This is a genomic window from Chryseobacterium sp. MA9 (genome assembly GCF_024399315.1).
Classification (GTDB): Bacteria; Bacteroidota; Bacteroidia; order Flavobacteriales; family Weeksellaceae; genus Chryseobacterium.
On sequence record NZ_CP075170.1, the window covers coordinates 2940820 to 2963470 of the forward strand.

Sequence of the window (22651 nt, forward strand, 5' to 3'; positions counted from 1 at the left end):
GTTTAAAATTCAAGGTTAACAAATTTACAATAAAAAAAGTCTTCCAAAAAATTGGAAGACTTCTATATTTTTAAGTATACAAAAATTACTTAGCGAATTTTTTGTATTTGTTCATGAACTTATCAACTCTACCTGCAGTGTCAACTAATTTTACTTTACCAGTGTAGAAAGGGTGAGAAGTTGAAGAGATTTCCATTTTGATTAGTGGATACTCTTGTCCTTCGAACTCGATAGTGTCTTTTGTTTCTGCAGTAGACTTGCAAAGAAACACCTCGTCGTTACTCATATCTTTGAAAACAACAAGTCTATAATTTTCTGGGTGGATTCCGTTTTTCATAATACTATTTTTAAAAAAATTAAGTTTGCTTTCGAAATAGTAATGGATATTTCTCTGCTAAATTTTAGGTTGCAAAAATACAACATTTTTTTAAATTTCCAAATACTGAATTCAATATTTTTTTATTGATAAGAAATTCAAAGTATTTTCGTTAAATTTGGAACTTACTTAAACTTTAATTTCAATGAAATTCAAATTATTACTGGCTTTTTCCTTCTGGATGTTACTTGTAGCAGTATCATGTAATAAAGATGACATTACGTTTGACAGCCCTACGCAGGAATTACGTTTCTCAAGAGATACGGTATTTTGTGACACGGTATATCATCAGGTACGTTCAGAAACTTACGTTGTAAAAGTATATAATAATGAAGATAAGGATATCCTGATCCCAAGAGTGAACCTTGAAAAAGGAGCAGCTTCATTATATAGAATCAATGTAGATGGAAAACCGGGATATGATTTTAAAAATGTTCCTTTGAGAAAAAAGGACAGCCTTTATATATTTGTTGAAATTGCGCCAGAAGCTACCGGCCCAGAAGCTATTGCAGAGGATAAAATTCTTTTCACCAGCCCAACAGGACAACAGCATGTGACTTTATTTTCTGTGGTTCAGGATGCTGAATTTTTTATTCAGACTCCCGGCAATCCGAATGTGATTACCAATTCCACTACATGGAATAACAATAAAGCAAAGATCATTTATGGAAATCTTACCATCAATCCAAGTGTAACACTGGATATAAACCCTGGAACTAAAGTGTATTTCCACAAGAACAGCGGAATGAAAGTTTCTTCCGGAGCGGTCTTAAATATCAATGGAACCCAGACTGATCAGGTTATTCTTCGTGGAGACAGAAATGATCCTTATTATGATACCATTCCTAAAAACTGGAATTCTATCAAAATGGAAGCAAATTCCACGCTTAAAATGAATCATGCAAGGCTTTTCGGAGGTACGAGAGGATTGGATATGAAACAAACCAATGCTACGATTACCAATTCCTTCATCCATACTTTCTTTGAATACGGAATCTATGCGGTAGGTTCTACCGTGAATGCCAACAATCTTGTGATGAACAACTGTGGTCTATCATGTATAGGAATTTTCCTGGGTGGAAAACACAGCTATACTCATGCTACGATAGCAAACTATTCTAAAACAATGAGTTCTTTCGACAGAACAGGAATTTTTGCAGCTAATGAATGGAAGAATGATGCAGGGCAAACAGACCAGGGCGCCTTACAACAACTTGATATAAAAAACAGTATTATATATTCTGACAGGGATGATGCCATTCATTTTGAAAAGACCCCAGGACAGCAATTCGAATTCTTACTTCAAAATTCACTCATAAAATATACCAGTGCAACCGGGTCAGGATTCACTTTTGACAATAATCCAGGTGTGATACAAACAACCAAGAATACCGATCCTCAGTTTGTCAATTATTTTATGGCTAAAATGAATTTAAGGGTAAAATCTACTTCGCCAGCCATTGGAAAAGGGAATGCAGCTGTTGCAGCAACCGTACCTTTCGATATTGTCAATGTATCCAGAACGACTAACCCAACTCTAGGAGCTTATCAATAATGGAAATTACCCAGTTACAACAGCAGGTAGATGAATGGATCAAAACCATTGGTGTAAGATATTTTAATGAACTTACCAATATGGCAATGCTGACAGAGGAAGTAGGCGAAGTAGCAAGAATCATTGCCAGAAGGTATGGTGAACAAAGCGAAAAGGAAAGTGACAAGAACAAAGATCTTGGTGAAGAACTGGCAGACGTACTTTTTGTAACGTTATGTCTGGCCAATCAAACCGGAGTGAACCTGCAGGACGCTTTTGACAGAAAAATGAAAATCAAGACTGACCGGGATAAAGACCGGCATCAGAATAATGAAAAATTAAAATAATTATAAATGATGAGTTATGAATTACAAATAAATTTTTAACTCATCATTTTTTAAAGATAATGTAGATCATAATGAAGCTAGAAAAATCAAAATTATTAGGAGATAAAACAGTACAGATCAGCGGTTCGAAAAGTATTTCGAATCGTTTATTGATTCTGGAAAGTCTGTTTAGCAATATAAAAATCGGAAATCTATCCAATTCTCAGGATACTCAGTTGCTAAAAAAAGCATTATCTGAAAATACTGAAGTGGTAGACATCCACCATGCAGGAACGGCAATGCGTTTTCTTACTTCTTATTATTCTATCCAGGAAGGTAAGACGACGATCCTTACCGGTTCGGGAAGAATGAAAGAAAGACCGATCAAAAATCTGGTAAATGCTTTGAGAGATCTTGGGGTAGAAATTGAGTATTTGGAGAATGAAGGTTTTCCTCCTTTAAAAATTACAGGAAAAAAGATCACACGGACTTCCGTGAATGTTCCGGCCAATATTTCAAGCCAGTTTATCACATCTCTACTTCTTATTGCCGGAAAGCTTGAAAACGGACTGGAAATTAATCTTGTAGGGGAAGTTACCTCAAGGTCTTATATTGAAATGACCCTTGATATTCTGACAAAATTTGGAATCCAAAGCAGCTTTAAAGGAAATACCATCAAAGTAGAACCTTTCACTCCTGGCAACAATGCTGAAGCAGTACATTATGAAGTGGAGAGCGACTGGAGTTCGGCTTCTTACTTCTACTCTATCTGTGCATTAGGAAGAGAAACGATTCACCTGAAAAGTTTTTACAAAGAATCAACGCAGGGAGATTCTGCAATTGCCAATATCTATGAAAAGTTCTTTGGGATCAAAACAACTTTTTCTGAAGGCGAGCATAAACTCACTCTGGAACCTCAGCCAAATTTTTCTTTCCCGGAAAAAATTGTCCTGGATATGAATAACTGCCCTGATATTGCACAGACTCTTTGTGTAACAGCCGCCGCTTTAAAAATTCCTTTTAATATTTCCGGATTGGGAACATTAAGAGTAAAGGAAACCGACAGACTTCTTGCATTATATAATGAGCTTAAAAAGCTTGGTACTGAAACAGAAATTACGGATTTAACCATTAAATCTATCAGTTTCGGAAATCCACAAGTCGATATTTCGATCAAAACCTATCAGGATCATAGAATGGCAATGAGTTTTGCCCCATTTTGTTTGATCGGGGAACTCAATATTGAGGATGAAGATGTGGTAGAAAAGTCTTATCCAATGTTCTGGAAAGATCTTGAAAGTATACTGACTCATTAATTTCAGAATATAAGAATGTGGTAATTTGAAAATGATTTTTTATTTCGGATGACCACATTTTAATTTTATATAATAACCATGAAACATTGTTTTTCCTTTTTGTTTGTTTTATCTGTTTCAAGCTTATCTGCCCAGAATCTGAAAAGTTTTTCGGTTCCGAAAGGATATACTCAGATTGCAGAAGCCAAAGGTGATCTTGACAAAGATGGAAAAGATGAAATTATCCTGATATTTAATACGGATATAAAAGCATCATACATGCAAAACCCGGAAGGTACAAGTGACTACCAAAGGGTTTTTTATATTCTGAAAAAGGAAAACAGCGGTCTAAAAGTATGGAAAGAAAATTCTGCCATCCTTTTTTCAAGCGGATTCGGATTTTATCCTTCAGAGAATACTCTTACAATCAATATAAAAAATAACAGTCTTATTATTGAACAGCTATTTTTTACCAATTCAAGGCATACCCAACAATATAAACACACCTTCAGATTTCAGAACGGAGATTTTTATCTGATAGGTTTACACGATCATTTTGAAGATACCTGTGATTTCAGTTTTACAAATGAAATCAATTTCTCTACAGGAAAGGTTATTGTTGACAGAGAATATTCATCCTGTGATGATGAAACTAAAGTACCCGAAAACTTACACAAAGAATTTACCCATAAATTCCGGCTTATTAAAATGAGTGATTTCTTTATCGGAGATCACAACTTCAGACTTCCCGGTTTGAAGGAGGAGTTTGTGTTTTAAGATGGAAGCGTTAAGTTATTTCCTGTCGACTATCATTTCATCGTAAACCTGCTTGTCTTAAAAAGACTAAAAGCTTTGTCAATATGGACAGCCTTCTTTCTTCAATCTTCTTTTTTCTCTCTTTCAGCTTCTATCATCCATCTTCATCACTTTATACCAACTTAATCATCTCTTAAAGTTAAATTAACTCCTTATGCTTTGATATATTCTTATTTTTAAGCTACATTAAAAAATAAAAAAACTATGTTCAAACAAAGCATGAAATGTATGACAACAATCGCTCTTGGAGTGGTTACTGCATCCATCTTTTTTTCCTGTTCTAACGACAGCCTTACCGAAAGAGATTCTAATGAAAACAATTTAGCTTCTTTAACAAAATCGAGCTACAAGACTTCTTTGGCACCCATTGAAATGAATAGCTGGATGTCAGGTCTTCAGGATAATATTTCCATTTCAAGAATCTCAATTCCCGGAACTCATGATTCCGGAGCACGTATAGATGCCCCTGTTGTATCAGGTACAGCTAAAACTCAAGACCTCAGTATTGCAGAACAACTGAATGCAGGAGTCCGTTTTCTGGATATACGTTGCAGACATATTGACAATTCTTTCACCATTCATCACGGAGCGATTTACCAAAATCTGAATTTTGATGATGTACTTAATGCCTGTTATGCCTTCCTTAGCAGCCATCCATCAGAAACAATCATCATGTCTGTAAAGGAAGAATATGATGCTTCCAATACGACCAGAAGTTTTGAACAGACATTTGATTCTTATGTACAGAAAAACCCTTCTAAGTGGGATCTTGGCGCAAACATTCCTACACTTGGCGCTGTAAGAGGAAAGATCAAGTTATTAAGAAGATTTTCTTCTGGAACAACAAAAGGAATCAATGCTTCACCATGGGCAGACAATACTACTTTTGACATCAACAATTCTGGAGTACAGCTCAAAGTGCAGGATTATTACAAAGTAACAAACAATGATGATAAATGGAACGGGATTTCCAGTCTTCTTAATGAAGCTAAAAATGATACAAATGGTAAGCTTTTCGTGAATTTCACCAGCGGTTATAAACCTGGTATCTTCGGAATTCCAAGTATTCCTACAGTATCCAACAATATTAATCCAAGGCTTAAAACATTCTTTCAAACGAATACTCAGGGATCATTCGGAGTAATGCCGATTGACTTTGTGAATGCTGAACTGTCTGAATTAATCGTTAAGACCAACTTCTAAATTATTATTTGTTAGATATATTTAAAGGCTGTCTCTCTTGTTGAGACAGCCTTTTTGAATTTTGTTCTGCTTTTATCTCTTGCAGATTAACCACAAACATCTGCTTAATCTGTGGGATCTTTAAAATAATGCAAAAAAAGACTGTTTCAAAAACGAAACAGTCCCTCTTTGTAAAAGTAAAAATATAAATTAAAAAGCTATTTCTGAATTCCGTAAGCTGCCAGTATTTTGTTGAAGATCTCCGTATTTTCAAACAATCCTGTGAATTCTTTTGAATTCGGTCCGTAAGCAAAAACACTTGACGGAATAGAGGTATGATCATTTGTACTGAAATTTCCGAATACCCAGCCGTCTTTCAGACTTCCATCCAAAAGCGTTAAACCTCCTGTTTCATGGTCTCCCACCACAATTACTAAGGTTTCTTTATTTTCGTCAGCAAATTTCATTGCCTTCCCTACAACATGATCGAAATCCAGTAATTCTGTAACAAGCTGTTCTATATTATTGCTATGGCCTCCGCCATCAGTCTGGGAAGCCTCAATCATCATAAAGAATCCCTTTTTATTATTTTTTAAATCATTTAAAGTAAGATCAAATGCATCTGCGAGCCAGTTTCCTCTTCCATTGGTTATTCTTTGTGAAGCCAGAGGGTCAATAACCAAAGTACGGTTGTTTATTTTAGTTACTGATTTCAAATCCTGGTAAAGATCTATTTTTGCTTCTTTGAATTTCTGTAGATTATTTTCAGATAATCCGCTTGTAGGCCCACCAATCAGGATCTTGGTTTTTGAAGCTGCAAAATCTTTCAGAATAGGCTCTGAACTATTCCTGTTATCCGAATGTGCATAGAAATCAGCAGGAGTTGCATCTGTAACATCTCCTGTAGAAATCAATCCGGAAACCATTCCTTTCTCAGCGATAATATCGGGAATCTGTGCCAAAGCTTTCCCCATGTTGTCTACCCCTACAAAAGTATTTTTGGTTTTCACACCGGTTGCGAATGCTGTAGAACCTGGTGCAGAATCTGTAATATAAGCGTTAGATGAATTGGTTTTGGAAAGTCCTGTGGATTTCATGTTGAAAACATTCAGCTTTCCTTTATTAGCTGTAAAGGCGGCATAATACTGTGGCAAAGAAGTTCCGTCCGGAATAAGAAGGATAACATTTTTTACCTTTTTCTCCACTCCGTCTGATTTATAAGTAGGTGTATAGGTAGTGTATTCTTTTGTATTCTTATAAAAGTTTTTTGGGATAGTATTCATGAACTTTTTAAGATCCGGGATATGATCGGTATTGATATAATCCACTCCCAAATCCATCAGATTTACCCATGCATTAGGAAAATCCGGAGCTCCATAAAAACGAACCGGTTTTTGCTGAGAATGTGCTTTTTCAACAGCAGTTTTAATTTTTGCTGTTTCTTCGTCTCTAGGAATTCCTTTTCCATTCCACTTTACCAATCCCGGAAGGTCTGCACTGAACATTCCAACCCTTTTTAATTGTTCTGCAGAATAGTTTTTATCAAGGTCTCCATCGAAGTAAAGATAGTTCGGGTAATTCTTAAAATCTGACGGCTGGGGCCTTCCTCCGGTAATGACAATTTTAATTCCCGGGTTTCCGGTAATCTCCGGATATTTCTTTAGAGTACCCACCAAAGCAGCTAATGTTGTTTTATAATCCTGTTTAATATCAATCAGTAGCTGAAGCTTTTTACCGGCATCCGGATAAATATTTCCTTTGTTCAGTTTAATCTGTTTTGAAATATTATCGAGATAAAGATTTTCCAGTGTTCTTTCAGCAGAAAGTTCTTTTTCGGTATGAGCCACCCAAAGATTACCTTTTACCAGAAAAACATCTGCCTCAATGGAACCGAAGTTAGCATAGTAAGCCTGCCAAAAAGGAATCTCCTGCATGTAATCATTATGTGAGTGTGCATTGCCAACATTGTAGTTTAAATAATTCTGTGCCTGATTTTCGGAAAAAACAGCCAGGGCTAATACAGCCCATATTTTTGATAGTTTCATTCGTATATCTTTATTGTTTCTATAGACCGGATGAAACGGTCATCTCCATATCTTTGAAAAAAACTATATCATCACAGAAAATTCTGCAATGACATAGTGGCTTATATATAAAAAGATTAAAATTTTACCAGCCTTCATTTTGTTTAATGATCCCGTGACTGTTTACGATTTCAGCCTGTGGAACTGCCCAAACATTATGTACAGCTGGATTAAAGTTTCTTGCTGCCCAGACTACCTGTCCATTGATACCGTGCAGAGGTTTAGCATAAGCTGCCTGTGCATCTCCCCAGCGTACAAGGTCTCTGTGTCTGTCTGCCCATTCACCCGCCAGTTCGCAACGTCTTTCATGCTTCAGATCAGCCATCGTGCATCCGTTTTTCGGAGATAAACCAGCACGCACTCTGATCATATTGATTTCCTGATCTGCAGATTTCCCCTGCATCAGTAAAGCTTCTGCTTTGATTAGAATTACCTCAGCATAACGCATGATCGGAACGGCAAGATCTGTACATGGATAGTCTCCATTCGCACTTACGTGGCCGCTGTTCAGTTGGTATTTGAAAGCGTCCATATATTTATTGAACTGATATCCGGTAAGGGAGTTGGTAGAAGCATATATTCTTTCCTTCCCGTTAAAAGTAAATTTATCTCCTATTTTCAGGATGGAAGCACTTCTTCTAAGATCTCCTGTTTCATATTCGTCATAGAGTTCTTTTGTAGGTTGGAAGTATCCCCATCCGTTATATTCTCCCCATCCTTTATTTTCAAGCATTACTCCCGGAAGAATACTTCCCCATGCTGTAAACTTAGGCGTTCCCGGGATAGACCAGATATATTCTGAACTGTAGTTATTTTCAGCTTTGAAAACATCGGCAAAATTACCCAATAAGGCTCTGTTTCCTTTTGTCATTACTTCATTTGCCCAGAATTCTGCATTCTTCCAGTCTTTCATAAACAGATATACTTTTGCTAGAAGTGCCCATGCTGCAGCTTTATGAGGTCTTCCGTAATCTTTTGCAGGAAGTTCTGCCTGGGTAGGTAATAATTCTGCTGCTCTTTTCAGATCGTTGACAATGTAGGTGTAATTTTCCATTACATTGGCTGCTCTTGGAATCGGGTTTGGATCCGGATCTTTTGAACGGTCAATAATAGGCACCCCAGCTTTTTCATTTCCGTAAGAATAAGAAAGTTCAAAATACATTCTGCTGCTCATGAACAAAGCTTCTCCCAGATATTTATTTTTAATGGCCTGTGAAGTCTGAATGTTATCAATATTACGGATCACACGGTTGGCAACCCCAATTACATTATATCTTTTGTTCCATTGAGTTTCAAGATCTCCTGCTGCAATGTAATTACTGCTGAAGTTTTTTGCGTTATCCGCTTCACTTTTGGCTCTTCCGGTTACCATATCATCACTTGCATTGATAAACCAAAAAAGACCTCTCCCGTAAAATTCTCCATCAAATAAAGGTTTATACATGGCATTGGCTCCGGTAATCAGATCATTTTCAGTTTTCCAGAAACTGGCTTCGGTAGGCGTTCCTTCCGGCTGAACATCCAACTCTCCTGTACACGATAAAAGCATTACAGATAGTCCTGATACTAAAAATATTTTATTGAAAAATTTCATTTTTTTACTTTTTGTTGGTTAAAAATTATAATCCGATCTCCACCCCAAAGATGAATGAGCGTGCCTGAGGATATCTTCCGGTATCTACTCCGTACGAATTCATTCCTACTTCAGGATCAAATCCTGTATATTTTGTAATCGTAAAAAGGTTATTGGAAGTCATATAGATTCTCACCTTATTTACATCCAGCTTGCTGTACAGTTCTTTTGGTAATGAATAACCAATGGTAAGGTTCTTCAGTCTTAGATAAGATCCGTCTTCCACATAGAAATCTGATACTTTGGAATAATTACCGCTCGGGTCACCATGTACCAGTCTTGGAATATCTGTATTGGTATTCTGAGGAGTCCATGCATTCAGGATATCTTTATCCATGTTGTAGTTCTGCCCTGTTCCACCTGGGTTAAAAGAAATAAATTTCATCCCGTTGAAAATTTTATTTCCATATACTCCCTGGAAGAATAGATTCAGATCAAAATTTTTCCAGGTCATATTGTAAGAGAATCCATAAGAGAACTTAGGGTAAGGACTTCCAAGATTGACGAAGTCATTATTATTAAGCACTCCGGTATTTCCTTCTTTTTTCAGGAATTTTATATCTCCTGGCTTAGCATTCGGCTGGATAAGATTTCCGTTGGCATCTTTATAATTGTTGATTTCTTCCTGAGTCTGGAAAATTCCGCCAGTCTTATAACCATAGAAAGAATACAGAGGATCACCTACTTTCACACGGGTAGGTTTCAATACTCCTCGTACTCCGTTATCATTAATAAAAATCTCATCTACATTAGCAAGCTGCTTCACCGTGTTTTTTAGTTGACTCATGGTAGCTCCTACTGAGAAAGTGAAATCACCTGAAACCACTTTGTTGTAATTGATTCCCAATTCATATCCTTTATCCTGGAATAATCCAGCATTCACATACTGATTATTATACGTTGCCGTACTTGGCAAGCTTACGTTGAAAATCTGATCTTTAGAATTCTTCACAAAGTAATCGAATTGTAAGGAAAGGCTGTTGTGAAGGAATGAAGCATCTACCCCAAAGTTAGTTTGCTCAGACTTACCCCATTTCAGATCCGGGTTCGGACGTGTGGTAGCATAATAAGCAATATTCTGAGAAGGATCCTGACCGAAAATCACATTATTATCTCTGGTCATTAACGGATTCACAGCCTGTGGTGAAATCCCTCCAAGGTTACCCAGAATACCATAACTGCCTCTTAATTTCAGACTTGACAGCCATGAAATATCCTTCATAAAGTTTTCTTTCGAAACTACCCATGCACCAGAAACCGCATAATAGTTCGCAAATCTGTTTTGCTTTGCTACCAGCGAAGAGCCATCACGTCTTCCCAATAAGCTTACGATATACTTTCCGGCATAGTCGTAGTTTACTCTCGCCAGATAAGAAACCAAAGATTGCTGGAATCTGTAACTGGAAACATCTTTATTAGTATCGGCCGCATTCTGAAGATGTTGGAAAACCTCTGCTTCACTTCTGAAATCATAGGCCTTTGCTACGAAACCATCATCAATTGTCTTCTGGAAAGTAAAACCTCCCAGGAAATCAAAATTATGCTGTCCTGCTGAAATTTTATAGGTCAACAATTGTTCTGCAAGTGCTGTAGATGAATTATTGGATTGATATTCCAAATTATTGGTATCAAAAATTTTTCCGACTTCCAAAACCCTATAGGTAAAGTTTTTTACATCCCCCAGTTTAAAGGTCTGCGAGAAATTGGAACGGAATTTTAAATCTTTTGCCAGTGTAATTTCCGCATATGGATTGATCAGTATCTCATGAGTAGGATTTCTGATACTGATTCTTTTAAGATAAGCTACCGGGTTGATCATATCTCCATAACCTCCTGCCACATCAATCGGCAGTCCTGAAAATGCACCATTAGGAGTATATACCGGAACATTAGGCGGATAATACATGGCAGCTACCAAAGCTCCCGTATAACCGCTTTTTGTATCAGCTGTATTTCCGTCAGAGTAATTATAATACATATTTTCTCCGATCGTTAACCAGTCTTTTACTTTATGTTCAGAATTAACTCTGAAATTGTATCGCTTTGCCTGCGTATTCAGTAAGATCCCTTCCAGGTTTCTATGGTTCATTCCCACAAAATATCTGGACTTCTCGCTTCCTCCACTTAAATTAACATTATATTCCTGAATAGTTCCTGTTCTGAAAATTTCTTTCATCCAGTCTGTTCTGGTAATTCTACCATCCGGATATTGAGTAGGATTAAAAGCTATGGGTAAACTTCCCAGTTTCCCGGCATTTTCATATGCTTTGTACATTACATCCTGAAATTCCGCTGCATTCAGAGATTCTTTTAGCCTCCATGCCTGGTTAACACCGTATTTCACATCAAAATCTACTGTAAGATTTCCTTTTTTTCCCTTTTTAGTGGTAATTAGGATAACTCCTCCGGAAGATCTTGCTCCGTAAATTGCTGCAGAAGCATCTTTAAGCACAGAGATATCCTGTATATCGTTTGGATTAATAGATGGTGTTCCGTTGAAAACCACCCCGTCTACTACATAAAGAGGAGTTTCTCCGTTGATTCCTCCCAGACCACGAATATTTACCTTAGGTGCTCCGTTAGGATCTCCACCTTCATTCACTACAGTTACTCCGGGAGCTTTACCCTGAAGAACTTCTCCTACTCCAGACAATGATCTGGAAGTAAGTTTATCCAGTGAAGCCTCCGAAACCGCGCCGGAAACTTTACTTTTTTTCTGTGTTCCGTATCCAACAACAACAATCTCGTCGATGGATTTTTCTTTTAAGCTGTCTTTTTTCTGAGCGAGGAACATCGGTGAAGCTGATATTGCACCAATAAGTAATACCCTACCCGTTAAATAAGTTACTGAGACAGGGATTTTAAATACATTCATGATATCCTTTTTGATTAGGTGCAAAATTAGATCAGTAAGCTCCCACACCTCATTAAGGTTTTCTTATGTTTTTATTAAGAAATTTTAGCTTTTTTAAGATACCATCTACCACACAATATAATTAAAACACTGTTTTACAATAACATAAGTAATTAAAAGTAATCATTCCCCTGATATTGGATGCAGAATTGAGATTAACTTTATTTTAAGTTTATTATCACACCAGGACAATAGATGAAGAAATCACTAAAGATTATTTCAGGAATAATAAATAACTGAGTTCATTTTTCTTTTTTTACATTTGCTGAAAATAGATTTTACTTTTGAAAACAGACCTTTAAAAACACCCGGACTGATATCAGAAGAAAACTAAAAAACAATAAAAATCATACGAATTCAATGACCATCATTATAACAGGAACCTCATCAGGAATCGGGTTTGTATTGGCCGAGTATTTTGGTAAAAAGGGGCATAAAGTATATGGCTTGAGCCGAAAACATACAGAAAGTCAGTATTTCAGATCTATTCCGACTGATGTTACCGATAACACAGCCGTTCAGAATGCCATAGCGGAAGTATTGAAAACAGAAACCAGAATTGATATTCTGATTAATAATGCCGGAATGGGAATGGTAGGAGCAGTGGAAGATTCTACGAAAGAAGATATTTTAAAGCTTTTCAGCCTTAATCTTGCCGGACCTGTACAGATGATGAGCGCAATTCTTCCGAAAATGCGTGAGTACAAATTTGGAAAAATTATCAACGTTTCCAGTATCGGAAGTGAAATGGGTCTGCCTTTCCGCGGATTTTATTCTGCTTCAAAGTCTGCGCTGGACAAAGTAACAGAAGCAATGAGGTACGAAGTATACCCATGGAACATTGAGGTGTGTTCTCTCCACTTGGGAGACATTAAAACCAATATTGCAGAAAACAGAGTTATAGCACAGGTATCCCAGCCGTATAAAAATGTTTTTGACAAAGTATATGCTCTGATGAATTCTCATGTGAATGACGGAACAGATCCCTTGGAAGTAGCAGAATACATTGAAAAACTTTTAGCAAAAAATAAATGGAAAGCTCATTATTATTTTGGTAAATTCGGGCAGAAAATTGGGGTTCCTTTGAAATGGATTCTTCCGCAGGGAACTTACGAGAATTTGATGAAGAAATATAATAAACTGGATTAGTTTCAGTTGTATAGAAAGCTATTTGATAATAAAATTTTAAGCCATTAAGAAGAATTAAGTTGTAAAGAATCATTAAGATAAGCTTCGCTTTAGGTTTTATCTTAATTATACTTAATTTCTTCGCTACCTATGGTGTAGATATATTTGGGATTGAAACTGTTTCTGAAAATATTTTTTGTACTGTTCTGCGTTTTTACACAAGCGCAGAAAAAGCAGTATTGGCTTATTGATACGGAAACTAAGATTAGAAAAAAAGTAAAAGATTCCACTTCTGCCGTAAAATTCCTGGATTCATTAGCTCAGAATAATTATTTCTTTACCAAACTTAAGGATGTAAAAGTAAAGGGTGACAGCACAGAAATTTTCTTTGATAAAGGCAAAAATTTTAATGAAACTTATGTAAACCTGACCGATTCACTTGTCCAGAAGCTAAAGATTCAGAAAGATTTTTTCACTAAAAACTTAGATTCTACCAAGAAAAGCATCAACAAAACTTATATTGATGACGGGTATTCTTTCAGCAGAATCAAATCCAAATACAAGGGACAGAAAAACGGCTACCCAATTGTAGAGCTTGACATTAACAAGAACGATAAAAGAACGATCAATAATTTCGTCGTTAAAGGATATGAAAAAGTTCCTAAAAGATTCATCAAAAATCTTGAAAAGGAATTTAAAGGCAAAAACTATGATGACAAAAATCTTATAGCCATCAATAAAACATTTCAGAGTCATCCTTTTCTGACTCTCGAACGGCAGCCACAAACTTTATTTACAAAAGACTCTACAAGCATTTACCTGTTTCTGGAAAAGAAAAAGACGAATACTTTTGATGGGGTAGTCGGTTTCGGAAATGATAAAACCTCCAAGTTTACATTAAACGGAACAATGAATGTCAATTTCAGAAATATGTTCAATGGCTTTGAAACCGTCAATTTATACTGGCAGAGAAACCCGGATAAAGGACAGACTTTTGATCTTAGGGTGGATATTCCATATCTGTTCAAATCGAATGTAGGAATGGACACAAAGGTAAATATCTACCGTCAGGATTCTACGTTTGCCAATGTAAAATTCCTGCCTGCCTTTTATTATCATATCAACAACCGAAATAAAATAGGTTTGAGAGCAACCCTGGAATCCTCTACTATTATTGATACCTTATACGTTCAGGGGAAAGATTATAACAAAAAAGGGATCGGGATATGGTATGAAATGACAGAACCCACTGATATTGATCTTTTCCTTTATAAGACAAGAATCAATGCGGGGTATGATTTTTTAACAACCACCTATTCCAAAGATAATATCAAAGCCAATCAAAACCAGTTTTACTTCTTTGGGGAACACAATTACCATATCTCAGGGAATCACTTCCTGAATATTAAGGGAGAAGGTGCCATGATGGATTCTAAAATAGAGTTCACCACCAATGAATTATACCGTTTCGGAGGCTGGAACTCCATGCGGGGATTCAATGAAAAGTCTCTTGCCGCTGACTTTTATTATTATGGAAGTCTGGAATACCGGTATCTGATCGGTAATCAGGCATTCTTCGACGTCTTCGGGCAATATGGGCAGCTCAATAATAAATCCTTAAATGTAAGGCCCAAACTTTATAGTGTAGGATTCGGTTTTAACTTCTTTATTCCGATTGGTCTGATGAGCTTTCAGCTGTCTAATGGTAATGAATTTGGAAATCCTTTTAAGTTTAATGATACAAAAATTCACTGGGGAATCCTTAGCAGGTTCTAAAAAAGAAAGGAAGAGGGAAGCTGAAGATCGAAATTATCGGAGTCTAGGTTTCACAAGCTGTTTCTTTCATAAAACGAAAACTTTTCTTCAAAAATTTATTACTGCAGATTTCAAGAAGGTGACAACACCACAATAACTTCCAGCCTCCCTCTCCCAGCTTCCTACCTTATATTAATATCTATATAATAAAGCAAAAGTTTCTATATAAAGGACATTTTCCACTTTACTTTTCTATTAATTCTTCTTGTTAAAAAATATTAAAATCGTATTTTTATTTTAATACTTCATTAAAATACTGGTAACAGTGCTCTGCTAAATTTGCCTTCAAAAAAATGAAGAAGACTCTAGCTACTTTTGCCGTTTTTTTACTTCCTCTATATTTTTCCGCACAAGAGATCAATATTTCCGGTAATGTAAAATCAGAAAACGGTTCTAGTGTTTCCGGTGTAAACATTACCGACAAAAATACAGGAAAGACTGCTACTACAGATGAATATGGTAATTTTACCATTTCTGCAAACCCGAAAGACATTCTTGAGTTTTTTGCTCCTGATTTTTCTGTTTATACCGTTGAGGTTTCTTCAAAAAAACAGTATTCCGTTGTCTTAAAAAAACCAAACGAAAAGCAGATTGAAGGCGTTGTCATTACCGCATTAGGTATTGCCAAGAAGAAAGAAAAAATCGGTTATTCCACTCAGGAAGTGGGAACCAAACAGTTTGAAACCATCACAACACCGAGTATTGGTAATTTATTCTCTGGACAAGTTGCGGGTCTGAATGTTTCCAATCCAACAGGAATGCAGCAGGCACCACAATTTACCTTGAGAGGAAATTCCAATGTGGTTTTTGTGATTGACGGAGTAATTGTAGAAAAGGAAGTTTTTCAGAATTTAGATCCAAACAATATTGAGAATATCAACGTACTGAAAGGTGCCACCGCTTCTGCACTGTATGGTTCCAGAGGCCGTTACGGAGCCGTTTTGATTACAACAAAAACAGCTAAGAAGAAAGGATTCTCTGTAGAGTTTTCCCAGAACACCATGATTACGGCAGGATTTACCAATCTTCCGAAAACACAGACTGAATACGGAAACGGTTCACATGGAAAATATGAATTCTGGGACGGAGCCGATGGTGGTGTAAATGACGGAGATATGATCTGGGGACCAAAATTCGTTCCTGGTTTACAAATTGCCCAATGGAACAGCCCTATCAGAGATAAAGTAACAGGACAGGTAGTTCCATGGTATGGAGCAGTAACTGGGACTCAATACGATAATAAATCAAGATATGAAAGAGTTCCGATTGACTGGCAATACCACGATAACTTAAGCACGTTCTTAAAGCCTGCAGTGATCAATAATAATAATTTTGCGATCAGCTACAGAGATAATAAAGATATATACAGATTCTCCGGAAATTTCATGAATTATGATGACCGGGTTCCGAATTCTTATCTTCAGAAATATGGGCTCAACTTTTCGTCTGAAAACCACCTGGGAGATAAATTAATCTTTAATACGAAATTCAATTTCAATCAGGCTTTTACGCCTAATATTCCTAACTATGATTACAACCCAAGCGGACATATGTATACCATCCTGATCTGGATGGGAGGCGATGTAGACGGAAAAGCCCTGAAAAATCATATGTGGATTCCCGGACAGGAAGGAAGAGCACAGGCCAACTGGAACTATGCCTGGTACAACAACCCATGGTTCGGAGCTGAGTATTATAAAAATCAGAACAGAACGAATATCATCAATGCTCAGACAGGATTAGAATATAAAGCTACCCAGGATCTTTCGGTAAAGGGAAAAATATCCCTCGTGGAAAACCACAGCAAAACGGAAATATTAAGTCCTTATTCTTATTTCAATTACAGCGCGCCAAGAAGTGGTGGATATATTCTGAAAGATAATAAAACATGGAATCTTAACTATGATGTTCTGGCTACTTACAAGAAAAAGATATCTGAAAACTTTGATTTCACCATCAATGCCGGAGGTTCAGCTTTTTATTTCAAAAACAATAACAATGAAAGATCTACGGATGGACTGAGAATTCCTGAAGTGTACACATTTGAAAACTCTATCGGAGCGCTTAAAAATTACACCTACCTGAAGGAAAAATTGATTTATAGTGCCTATTCAACAATTGATATCGGCTTGTACAATGCTTTCTTCATCAATATTTCAGGTCGTAATGACTGGTCTTCCACCCTTCCTAAGGCTAACAGATCTTACTTCTATCCTTCTGCCTCCATCAGTGCCGTTATTTCAAACCTGGTAAAATTACCTGAGTCTATCAATATGTTGAAGCTTTCTGCTTCATGGGCTAAAGTGGCGTATGATTTCCAGCCTTATTCCATCAGAAATTATTATCTGAATAACCAGGGAATCACTTTCAATGGAAATCCTACATACTATTATCCTACCACTCTGAATGTAGAAAACTCTCTGAAACCTGAGCAGACAAAATCTTACGAGCTAGGATTAAGTGCCGGTTTCCTTAACAACAGGATTACTTTAGATGCTACTTATTTCAGAACACTTGATTATAATAATATTCTTCAGTTTCCAGCGGCAGAATCATCAGGATTCACGTCACAATATGTAAACGGAAATGAATACACCACCAAAGGATTTGAAGTTTCTCTTGGTTTGGTTCCGGTAAAAACGGCCGATTTCAGTTGGAAAACTTTGATCAACTGGAGTACTTATGAACAAAAACTAACTTCCATTTATGATAATATGCCCAACTATCAAAACATTAAGTTGGGTGAAAGAATGGACAGCTATTATGACTACACATGGCAAAAATCTCCGGACGGAAAAGTAATTCTTGATGCTAATTCAGGAATGCCAACAAGAGCCAACACTCCAAGCAACTTGGGACATTTCAATCCGGACTGGACTTTTGGTTTCAACAACACTTTTAAATACAAAAAGTTCTCTTTAAACATAGGAATCGATGGAAGCATTGGAGGTGTGATGAGGTCGCAGGTTGTTGAAAAGATGTGGTGGGGAGGAAAACATCCTAATTCTGTAGCGTACAGAGATCTTGAATATGCAAATCCGGGAACATATTATTTTGTACCAGATGGAGTTAATTACAATCCTTCTACGGGCCTTTATACTCCACACACCAAAGCGATCAGCTTCCAGGACTGGGCACAGAATTATCCATATCAGGCAAGGGTAACGCAGGATGAAAGTGAAGAGTTTGCCAACGTTTTCGACAGAACTTTCATCAAGCTGAGATCTGTAGTATTGGAATATGATTTTTCTTCTCTGCTTAATCCGAAAGGAATGGTGAAAGGTTTCACCGCCAATATTTCTGCCTATAATCTGGCAATGTGGAAAAAATCAAAGAACCTTTACTCCGATCCTGATTTCCAGATCAGATCAGGAAGAAGTGGAGATATCGCTAATGATATCCAGGATCCGTCAAGCAGATGGTTCGGAATCGGGTTTAATCTTAAGTTTTAACTAAAAAGTACGTCAACAATGAAAAATAATATCAATAAAGTGAAAGGTCAAAAAGGTAAAACGGCAAAGTGGTTGATGAAATCTATATTTGCGGCAGGACTTCTGACATTGGCTTCATGTGAAACCAGCCTTGATACTATCAATGAAAACCCTAATGACCAGGCCAGCATTGATCCTAAAAACCTCCTGACTTACGTTGAAAAATATACATTCCAGGTAAATGGTGATAATATGTATGCTTCAAGAATGATGATTGGTACCGATGGTGAGAATTCATACCAGTATATGAAATGGAACGATGCTTCTTTTGAAGTGTATACAAAAGGGCTCCTGAATACAGGAAAAATGATGCAGGAAGCAGAGAAAAGAGGAAATAAAAACTATTTGGCCATTGGAAAGTTTTTAAGAGCTTATCATTTCTTCAATATCAGCTTAAAAGTAGGAAGTGCTCCATATTCTGAAGCAGCAAAGGGTGAATCTGGGATTACACAACCTAAATATGATAGTCAGGATGTGGTTATGGCCGGAATTTTATCAGAATTAAAGGAAGCAAATGATCTTATCAATACCAATGACAAAATTGAAGGCGATATTGTTTATAACGGAGATGCTTTAAAGTGGAAAAAGCTGATCAACTCATTCCGACTGAAAATTCTGATCACTTTGTCTAAGAAAACTACAGTAGGAAGTTACAATATTGCTACAGAGTTTGCTTCTATTGCGGGAAGCCAGTCTTTGATGACTTCAATTGCGGATAACGGTGAGCTTAAGTTTGCCGACGCTGCAGACAGCAGATACAGCATGTTTAATAACAGCGGATATGGTTCGAGTCTGTATATGGCGGATTATTTCATTAATATGTTCAAAGACAGACATGATCCTCGTTTGTTCACTTTTGCAGCACAGACTACAGGTGCAAAAGAAGCAGGAAAAGCCATCACCGATTTTACAGCTTATAACGGAGGAAATCCTACTTCTCCTTACTCTGATAATGCGGCTCTGATCACAGCTAAGAATATCTCTAAAGTAAACGATCGTTTTTATAAAGATCCTACCAATGAGCCTGCTTCTGTATTGAGCTACTCTGAACTGGAGTTTATCCTTGCCGAAGCTGCTGCAAGAGGCTGGATTTCCGGATCTGCAAAAACCCATTATGATAATGCTATCAAGGCAAGTTTCAGTTTTTATCAGACCTACGTAAAAAATCAGGGACAATATTTCTCAGGATTTGATGTGAATCAGTATCTGGCAACGCCTTTGGTTGTTTATAATAATGCTGATCCTTTACAGACACAACTGGAAAAAATCATGACTCAAAAATACATGACCATGTTCCACCAGGCACAATGGACTTCATATTATGACTATTTAAGAACAGGATATCCCAACTATCCTCTAAAAGCTGGGGTAGCAGCTCCTTTCAGATTCAGATATCCGCAATCGGAATACAGCTATAACAGTAATAATTTAAAAGCTGCTCTGGCAGCTCAGTATGGAGGAAATGACAATATCAACTCCAAACCTTGGTGGTTACAATAGAAATCTGATTATTTTTATATAAAAACAAAGAAATCGCAGGAAAATCCTATTAACTTGCGGTTTCTTTCTTATTACGATTGAACATGAACAGAAGAGAATTTTTAGAGAAATCAAGTCTTTTATTAGCTGGATTAGGTACATCAAGTGTTCTGCATCCTTCTATTTTGAAAGCTTTAGCCATTGATCCGGCTGCCCAGTCTACATTTTATGATGCAGAGCATGTGGTAATCCTGATGCAGGAGAACCGTTCGTTTGACCATGCCTTTGGTGCTCTTAAAGGAGTAAGAGGCTTTTTGGATAAAAGAGCTTTTGTAAAACAGGATGGACATTCCGTTTTCTTCCAAAAAAATGACGAAGGGAAATATGCATCTCCTGCCCGCCTGGATTTAAGAAATACCAAATCAACCTGGATGAGCTCGCTGCCTCATTCATGGGCAGATCAGCAAAAAGCACTGAACAAGGGAAAATACGACCAATGGCTTCAGGCTAAAGCTTCAGGAAATAAAGATTATAAAAATATTCCGCTTACATTAGGGTATTATAACCGTGAAGACCTTCCGTTTTATTATCAGCTGGCAGATGCATTTACCATATTTGATCAGTATTTCTGCTCTTCACTTACCGGGACTACTCCCAACAGGTTATTCCTTTGGTCCGGAACCTTGAGGGAACAGCAAAACGGAAAAGTAAAGGCCAATGTTGTGAATGAAAACATTGATTATGATAAAGCGAGACAGGCAAAATGGAAAAGTTTCCCGGAAATTTTAGAACAGCAGAATGTTTCATGGAAAATTTATCAGAACGAAATCAGTCTTCCAAAAGGAATGTCCGGAGAGCAAGAAGCCTGGTTAAGTAATTTCACTGATAACCCTATTGAATGGTTTTCAAAGTTCAATGTTAAATTTTCAAAAGGCTATTATCAGAATATTCCTAATATCATAGCGTATCTGAAACAGGAAATTGAAAAAAATCCTAAACAGAAAGAAAAGCTGGAAGCCATGATGGCTGAAGTTCAGGAAGATCAGGTGAAATATCATCCTGACAATTATTCAAAACTTTCAAAAGAAGAAAAAAACCTTCACGAAAAAGCCTTCACCACCAACTCCAATGATCCTGATTACTGGAAACTGGAAATCGGAAAGGATGAAAACGGAGAAAGACTGGTTGTTCCGGAAGGTGACGTCCTGTTCCAGTTCCGAAAAGACGTTGAAGAGAAAAAACTTCCGCTGGTTTCGTGGCTGGTAGCTCCTGAGCATTTCTCAGACCACCCGGGATCACCATGGTATGGAGCCTGGTATATCTCTGAAGTTCTGAATATTCTAACCAAAGATCCTGAAACTTGGAAGAAAACAATATTTATCATCAATTATGATGAAAACGATGGATATTTTGATCACGTACTGCCTTTTGCCCCGCCTGTAAATCCCAGCCAGCCTGTTGATATGAACGGAAAAGAAGGTGTGGAATACGTAGATCAATCCCAGGAATATATGTCTGATCCTTCTTTAAAAAATTATGAAAAAATTGAAGGAACCGTTGGGTTGGGTTACAGAGTCCCGATGATTATTGCTTCCCCTTGGACAAAAGGAGGTTTTGTAAATTCCGAGGTATCGGATCACACTTCTGTACTGCAGTTTCTGGAGAAATTCATCATGAAAAAATATAAGAAAGATGTTCATGTTGACAATATCAGTGACTGGAGAAGAGCAGTATGCGGAGACCTTACTTCTGCTTTCAATTCTTCCAGTGTAAAAGCTCCAAAGATGGATTATCTGAATCAAAAAGATTATGCTAAGACCATTAATGCAGCTAAAAACAAACCTGTTCCGGATCTGAAATGGTATTCTGAAAATGAACTTAATGGTAATTTACTTGAGATCCAGGAAAGAGGATTGAAACCTTCGAATCCACTGCCGTATCATTTCGATGTCAATTTAGAGGGTGAACAGATTAAAATGGCTAATTTAAAAGAGAATGGAGTTCCATTGTTAATCTATGACAGGACTCAATTCAATAGTATTCATTATCATTTTTCATATGCCTTATATTCAAAACAAGAGTTAACACATACTGTAAATTCCGGAGCTTATGATTACGAAATTTTTGGGCCCAATGGCTTTTTCAGGAAGTTCAAAGGGAATAATATTCCTGATCTGGAAGTGATTTTGGTAAATATGACTTCAAAAAATCAGGTGGAACTGATCATCAGAACTCATAAAAACAAAAAGGCTTCCATCCATTTGGAAGATTTATACGGAAAAACTCAAAAGGCAATCACAGTACAAAAGCCGGAAGAAAAAATCATTATCGACCTTGATAAGAATAAAGGTTGGTATGATTTGATATTAACGTTTAATGATCATCTGTGGCATTTTGCCGGAAGAGTAGAGACTGGAAAGGTTTCTGTTTCTGATCCACATTGGGCTTAGAAAGCGCTTAAAATAATGATGAAATCCTGTACTCATACGTACGGGATTTTTTTGAGTTATTTTTCACTTATAATGCATTACAATGTGCAAATAAGCACCAATATAAAAATTATTATATATTTTTTTCA

14 protein-coding genes are annotated in these 22651 nt (G+C 36.9%); 10 read left to right on the plus strand and 4 right to left on the minus strand.

Annotated elements, in window-relative coordinates:
• Positions 1-85 precede the first annotated feature (85 nt).
• Positions 86-337, minus strand: coding sequence for a type B 50S ribosomal protein L31 (locus tag KIK00_RS13400; protein WP_027375398.1), 252 nt, complete (start codon positions 335-337; stop codon positions 86-88).
• A 184-nt stretch (positions 338-521) separates the two neighbouring features.
• Between KIK00_RS13400 and KIK00_RS13405 the strand changes: the two genes are divergently transcribed.
• The 5 genes from KIK00_RS13405 to KIK00_RS13425 all read left to right on the plus strand — a co-directional run bounded on the left by KIK00_RS13405 (position 522) and on the right by KIK00_RS13425 (position 5550).
• On the plus strand, positions 522-1931 hold the full coding sequence (locus KIK00_RS13405; RefSeq protein WP_255812883.1) for a hypothetical protein: 1410 nt from the start codon (positions 522-524) through the stop codon (positions 1929-1931).
• Positions 1931-2257, plus strand: a complete 327-nt coding sequence (locus tag KIK00_RS13410; RefSeq protein WP_034692883.1) for a nucleotide pyrophosphohydrolase — start codon at positions 1931-1933, stop codon at positions 2255-2257. The genes KIK00_RS13405 and KIK00_RS13410 overlap by 1 nt, the downstream gene beginning before the upstream one ends.
• 71 nt (positions 2258-2328) lie before the next feature.
• Positions 2329-3552 (plus strand): 3-phosphoshikimate 1-carboxyvinyltransferase, encoded by a 1224-nt coding sequence (locus KIK00_RS13415; protein WP_255812884.1) that lies wholly within the window; start codon positions 2329-2331, stop codon positions 3550-3552.
• 78 nt (positions 3553-3630) lie between these two features.
• A complete protein-coding gene (locus tag KIK00_RS13420; RefSeq protein WP_255812885.1) occupies positions 3631-4308 on the plus strand; it encodes a hypothetical protein in 678 nt (225 codons plus the stop codon).
• Positions 4309-4575: 267 nt separating this feature from the next.
• Positions 4576-5550 (plus strand): phosphatidylinositol-specific phospholipase C, encoded by a 975-nt coding sequence (locus tag KIK00_RS13425; protein WP_255812886.1) that lies wholly within the window; start codon positions 4576-4578, stop codon positions 5548-5550.
• Between the two features lie 197 nt (positions 5551-5747).
• Here KIK00_RS13425 and KIK00_RS13430 read toward each other — a convergent pair whose 3' ends face one another.
• The 3 genes from KIK00_RS13430 to KIK00_RS13440 form a co-directional block, all read right to left on the minus strand.
• The gene (locus KIK00_RS13430; protein ID WP_255812887.1) at positions 5748-7574 is read right to left on the minus strand and encodes an alkaline phosphatase; all 1827 of its coding nucleotides are present in this window, start codon (positions 7572-7574) and stop codon (positions 5748-5750) included.
• Between the two features lie 124 nt (positions 7575-7698).
• On the minus strand, positions 7699-9207 hold the full coding sequence (locus KIK00_RS13435) for a RagB/SusD family nutrient uptake outer membrane protein (protein ID WP_255812888.1): 1509 nt from the start codon (positions 9205-9207) through the stop codon (positions 7699-7701).
• A gap of 25 nt (positions 9208-9232) precedes the next feature.
• Positions 9233-12121, minus strand: a complete 2889-nt coding sequence (locus KIK00_RS13440; RefSeq protein ID WP_255812889.1) for a TonB-dependent receptor — start codon at positions 12119-12121, stop codon at positions 9233-9235.
• Positions 12122-12520: 399 nt separating this feature from the next.
• Between KIK00_RS13440 and KIK00_RS13445 the strand changes: the two genes are divergently transcribed.
• From KIK00_RS13445 to KIK00_RS13465, 5 genes are all read left to right on the plus strand, one after another.
• Positions 12521-13309, plus strand: a complete 789-nt coding sequence (locus KIK00_RS13445; RefSeq protein ID WP_255812890.1) for an SDR family oxidoreductase — start codon at positions 12521-12523, stop codon at positions 13307-13309.
• A gap of 150 nt (positions 13310-13459) precedes the next feature.
• The gene (locus tag KIK00_RS13450) at positions 13460-15064 is read left to right on the plus strand and encodes a hypothetical protein (protein ID WP_255812891.1); all 1605 of its coding nucleotides are present in this window, start codon (positions 13460-13462) and stop codon (positions 15062-15064) included.
• A gap of 332 nt (positions 15065-15396) precedes the next feature.
• A complete protein-coding gene (locus KIK00_RS13455; RefSeq protein WP_255812892.1) occupies positions 15397-18555 on the plus strand; it encodes a SusC/RagA family TonB-linked outer membrane protein in 3159 nt (1052 codons plus the stop codon).
• 18 nt (positions 18556-18573) lie between these two features.
• Positions 18574-20094 (plus strand): SusD/RagB family nutrient-binding outer membrane lipoprotein, encoded by a 1521-nt coding sequence (locus KIK00_RS13460; RefSeq protein WP_255812893.1) that lies wholly within the window; start codon positions 18574-18576, stop codon positions 20092-20094.
• A gap of 83 nt (positions 20095-20177) precedes the next feature.
• Complete coding sequence (locus KIK00_RS13465; protein ID WP_255812894.1) at positions 20178-22523, plus strand: phosphocholine-specific phospholipase C; 2346 nt, start codon at positions 20178-20180, stop codon at positions 22521-22523.
• Positions 22524-22651: the final 128 nt, after the last annotated feature.

What these genes read in the sequence shown, in the direction of transcription:
- KIK00_RS13400 (WP_027375398.1), bottom strand. Translation starts at nt 337, where the DNA reads ATGAAAAACGGAATCCACCCAGAAAATTATAGACTTGTTGTTTTCAAA.
- KIK00_RS13405 (WP_255812883.1), top strand. Translation starts at nt 522, where the DNA reads ATGAAATTCAAATTATTACTGGCTTTTTCCTTCTGGATGTTACTTGTA.
- KIK00_RS13410 (WP_034692883.1), top strand. Translation starts at nt 1,931, where the DNA reads ATGGAAATTACCCAGTTACAACAGCAGGTAGATGAATGGATCAAAACC.
- KIK00_RS13415 (WP_255812884.1), top strand. Translation starts at nt 2,329, where the DNA reads ATGAAGCTAGAAAAATCAAAATTATTAGGAGATAAAACAGTACAGATC.
- KIK00_RS13420 (WP_255812885.1), top strand. Translation starts at nt 3,631, where the DNA reads ATGAAACATTGTTTTTCCTTTTTGTTTGTTTTATCTGTTTCAAGCTTA.
- KIK00_RS13425 (WP_255812886.1), top strand. Translation starts at nt 4,576, where the DNA reads ATGACAACAATCGCTCTTGGAGTGGTTACTGCATCCATCTTTTTTTCC.
- KIK00_RS13430 (WP_255812887.1), bottom strand. Translation starts at nt 7,574, where the DNA reads ATGAAACTATCAAAAATATGGGCTGTATTAGCCCTGGCTGTTTTTTCC.
- KIK00_RS13435 (WP_255812888.1), bottom strand. Translation starts at nt 9,207, where the DNA reads ATGAAATTTTTCAATAAAATATTTTTAGTATCAGGACTATCTGTAATG.
- KIK00_RS13440 (WP_255812889.1), bottom strand. Translation starts at nt 12,121, where the DNA reads ATGAATGTATTTAAAATCCCTGTCTCAGTAACTTATTTAACGGGTAGG.
- KIK00_RS13445 (WP_255812890.1), top strand. Translation starts at nt 12,521, where the DNA reads ATGACCATCATTATAACAGGAACCTCATCAGGAATCGGGTTTGTATTG.
- KIK00_RS13455 (WP_255812892.1), top strand. Translation starts at nt 15,397, where the DNA reads ATGAAGAAGACTCTAGCTACTTTTGCCGTTTTTTTACTTCCTCTATAT.
- KIK00_RS13460 (WP_255812893.1), top strand. Translation starts at nt 18,574, where the DNA reads ATGAAAAATAATATCAATAAAGTGAAAGGTCAAAAAGGTAAAACGGCA.
- KIK00_RS13465 (WP_255812894.1), top strand. Translation starts at nt 20,178, where the DNA reads ATGAACAGAAGAGAATTTTTAGAGAAATCAAGTCTTTTATTAGCTGGA.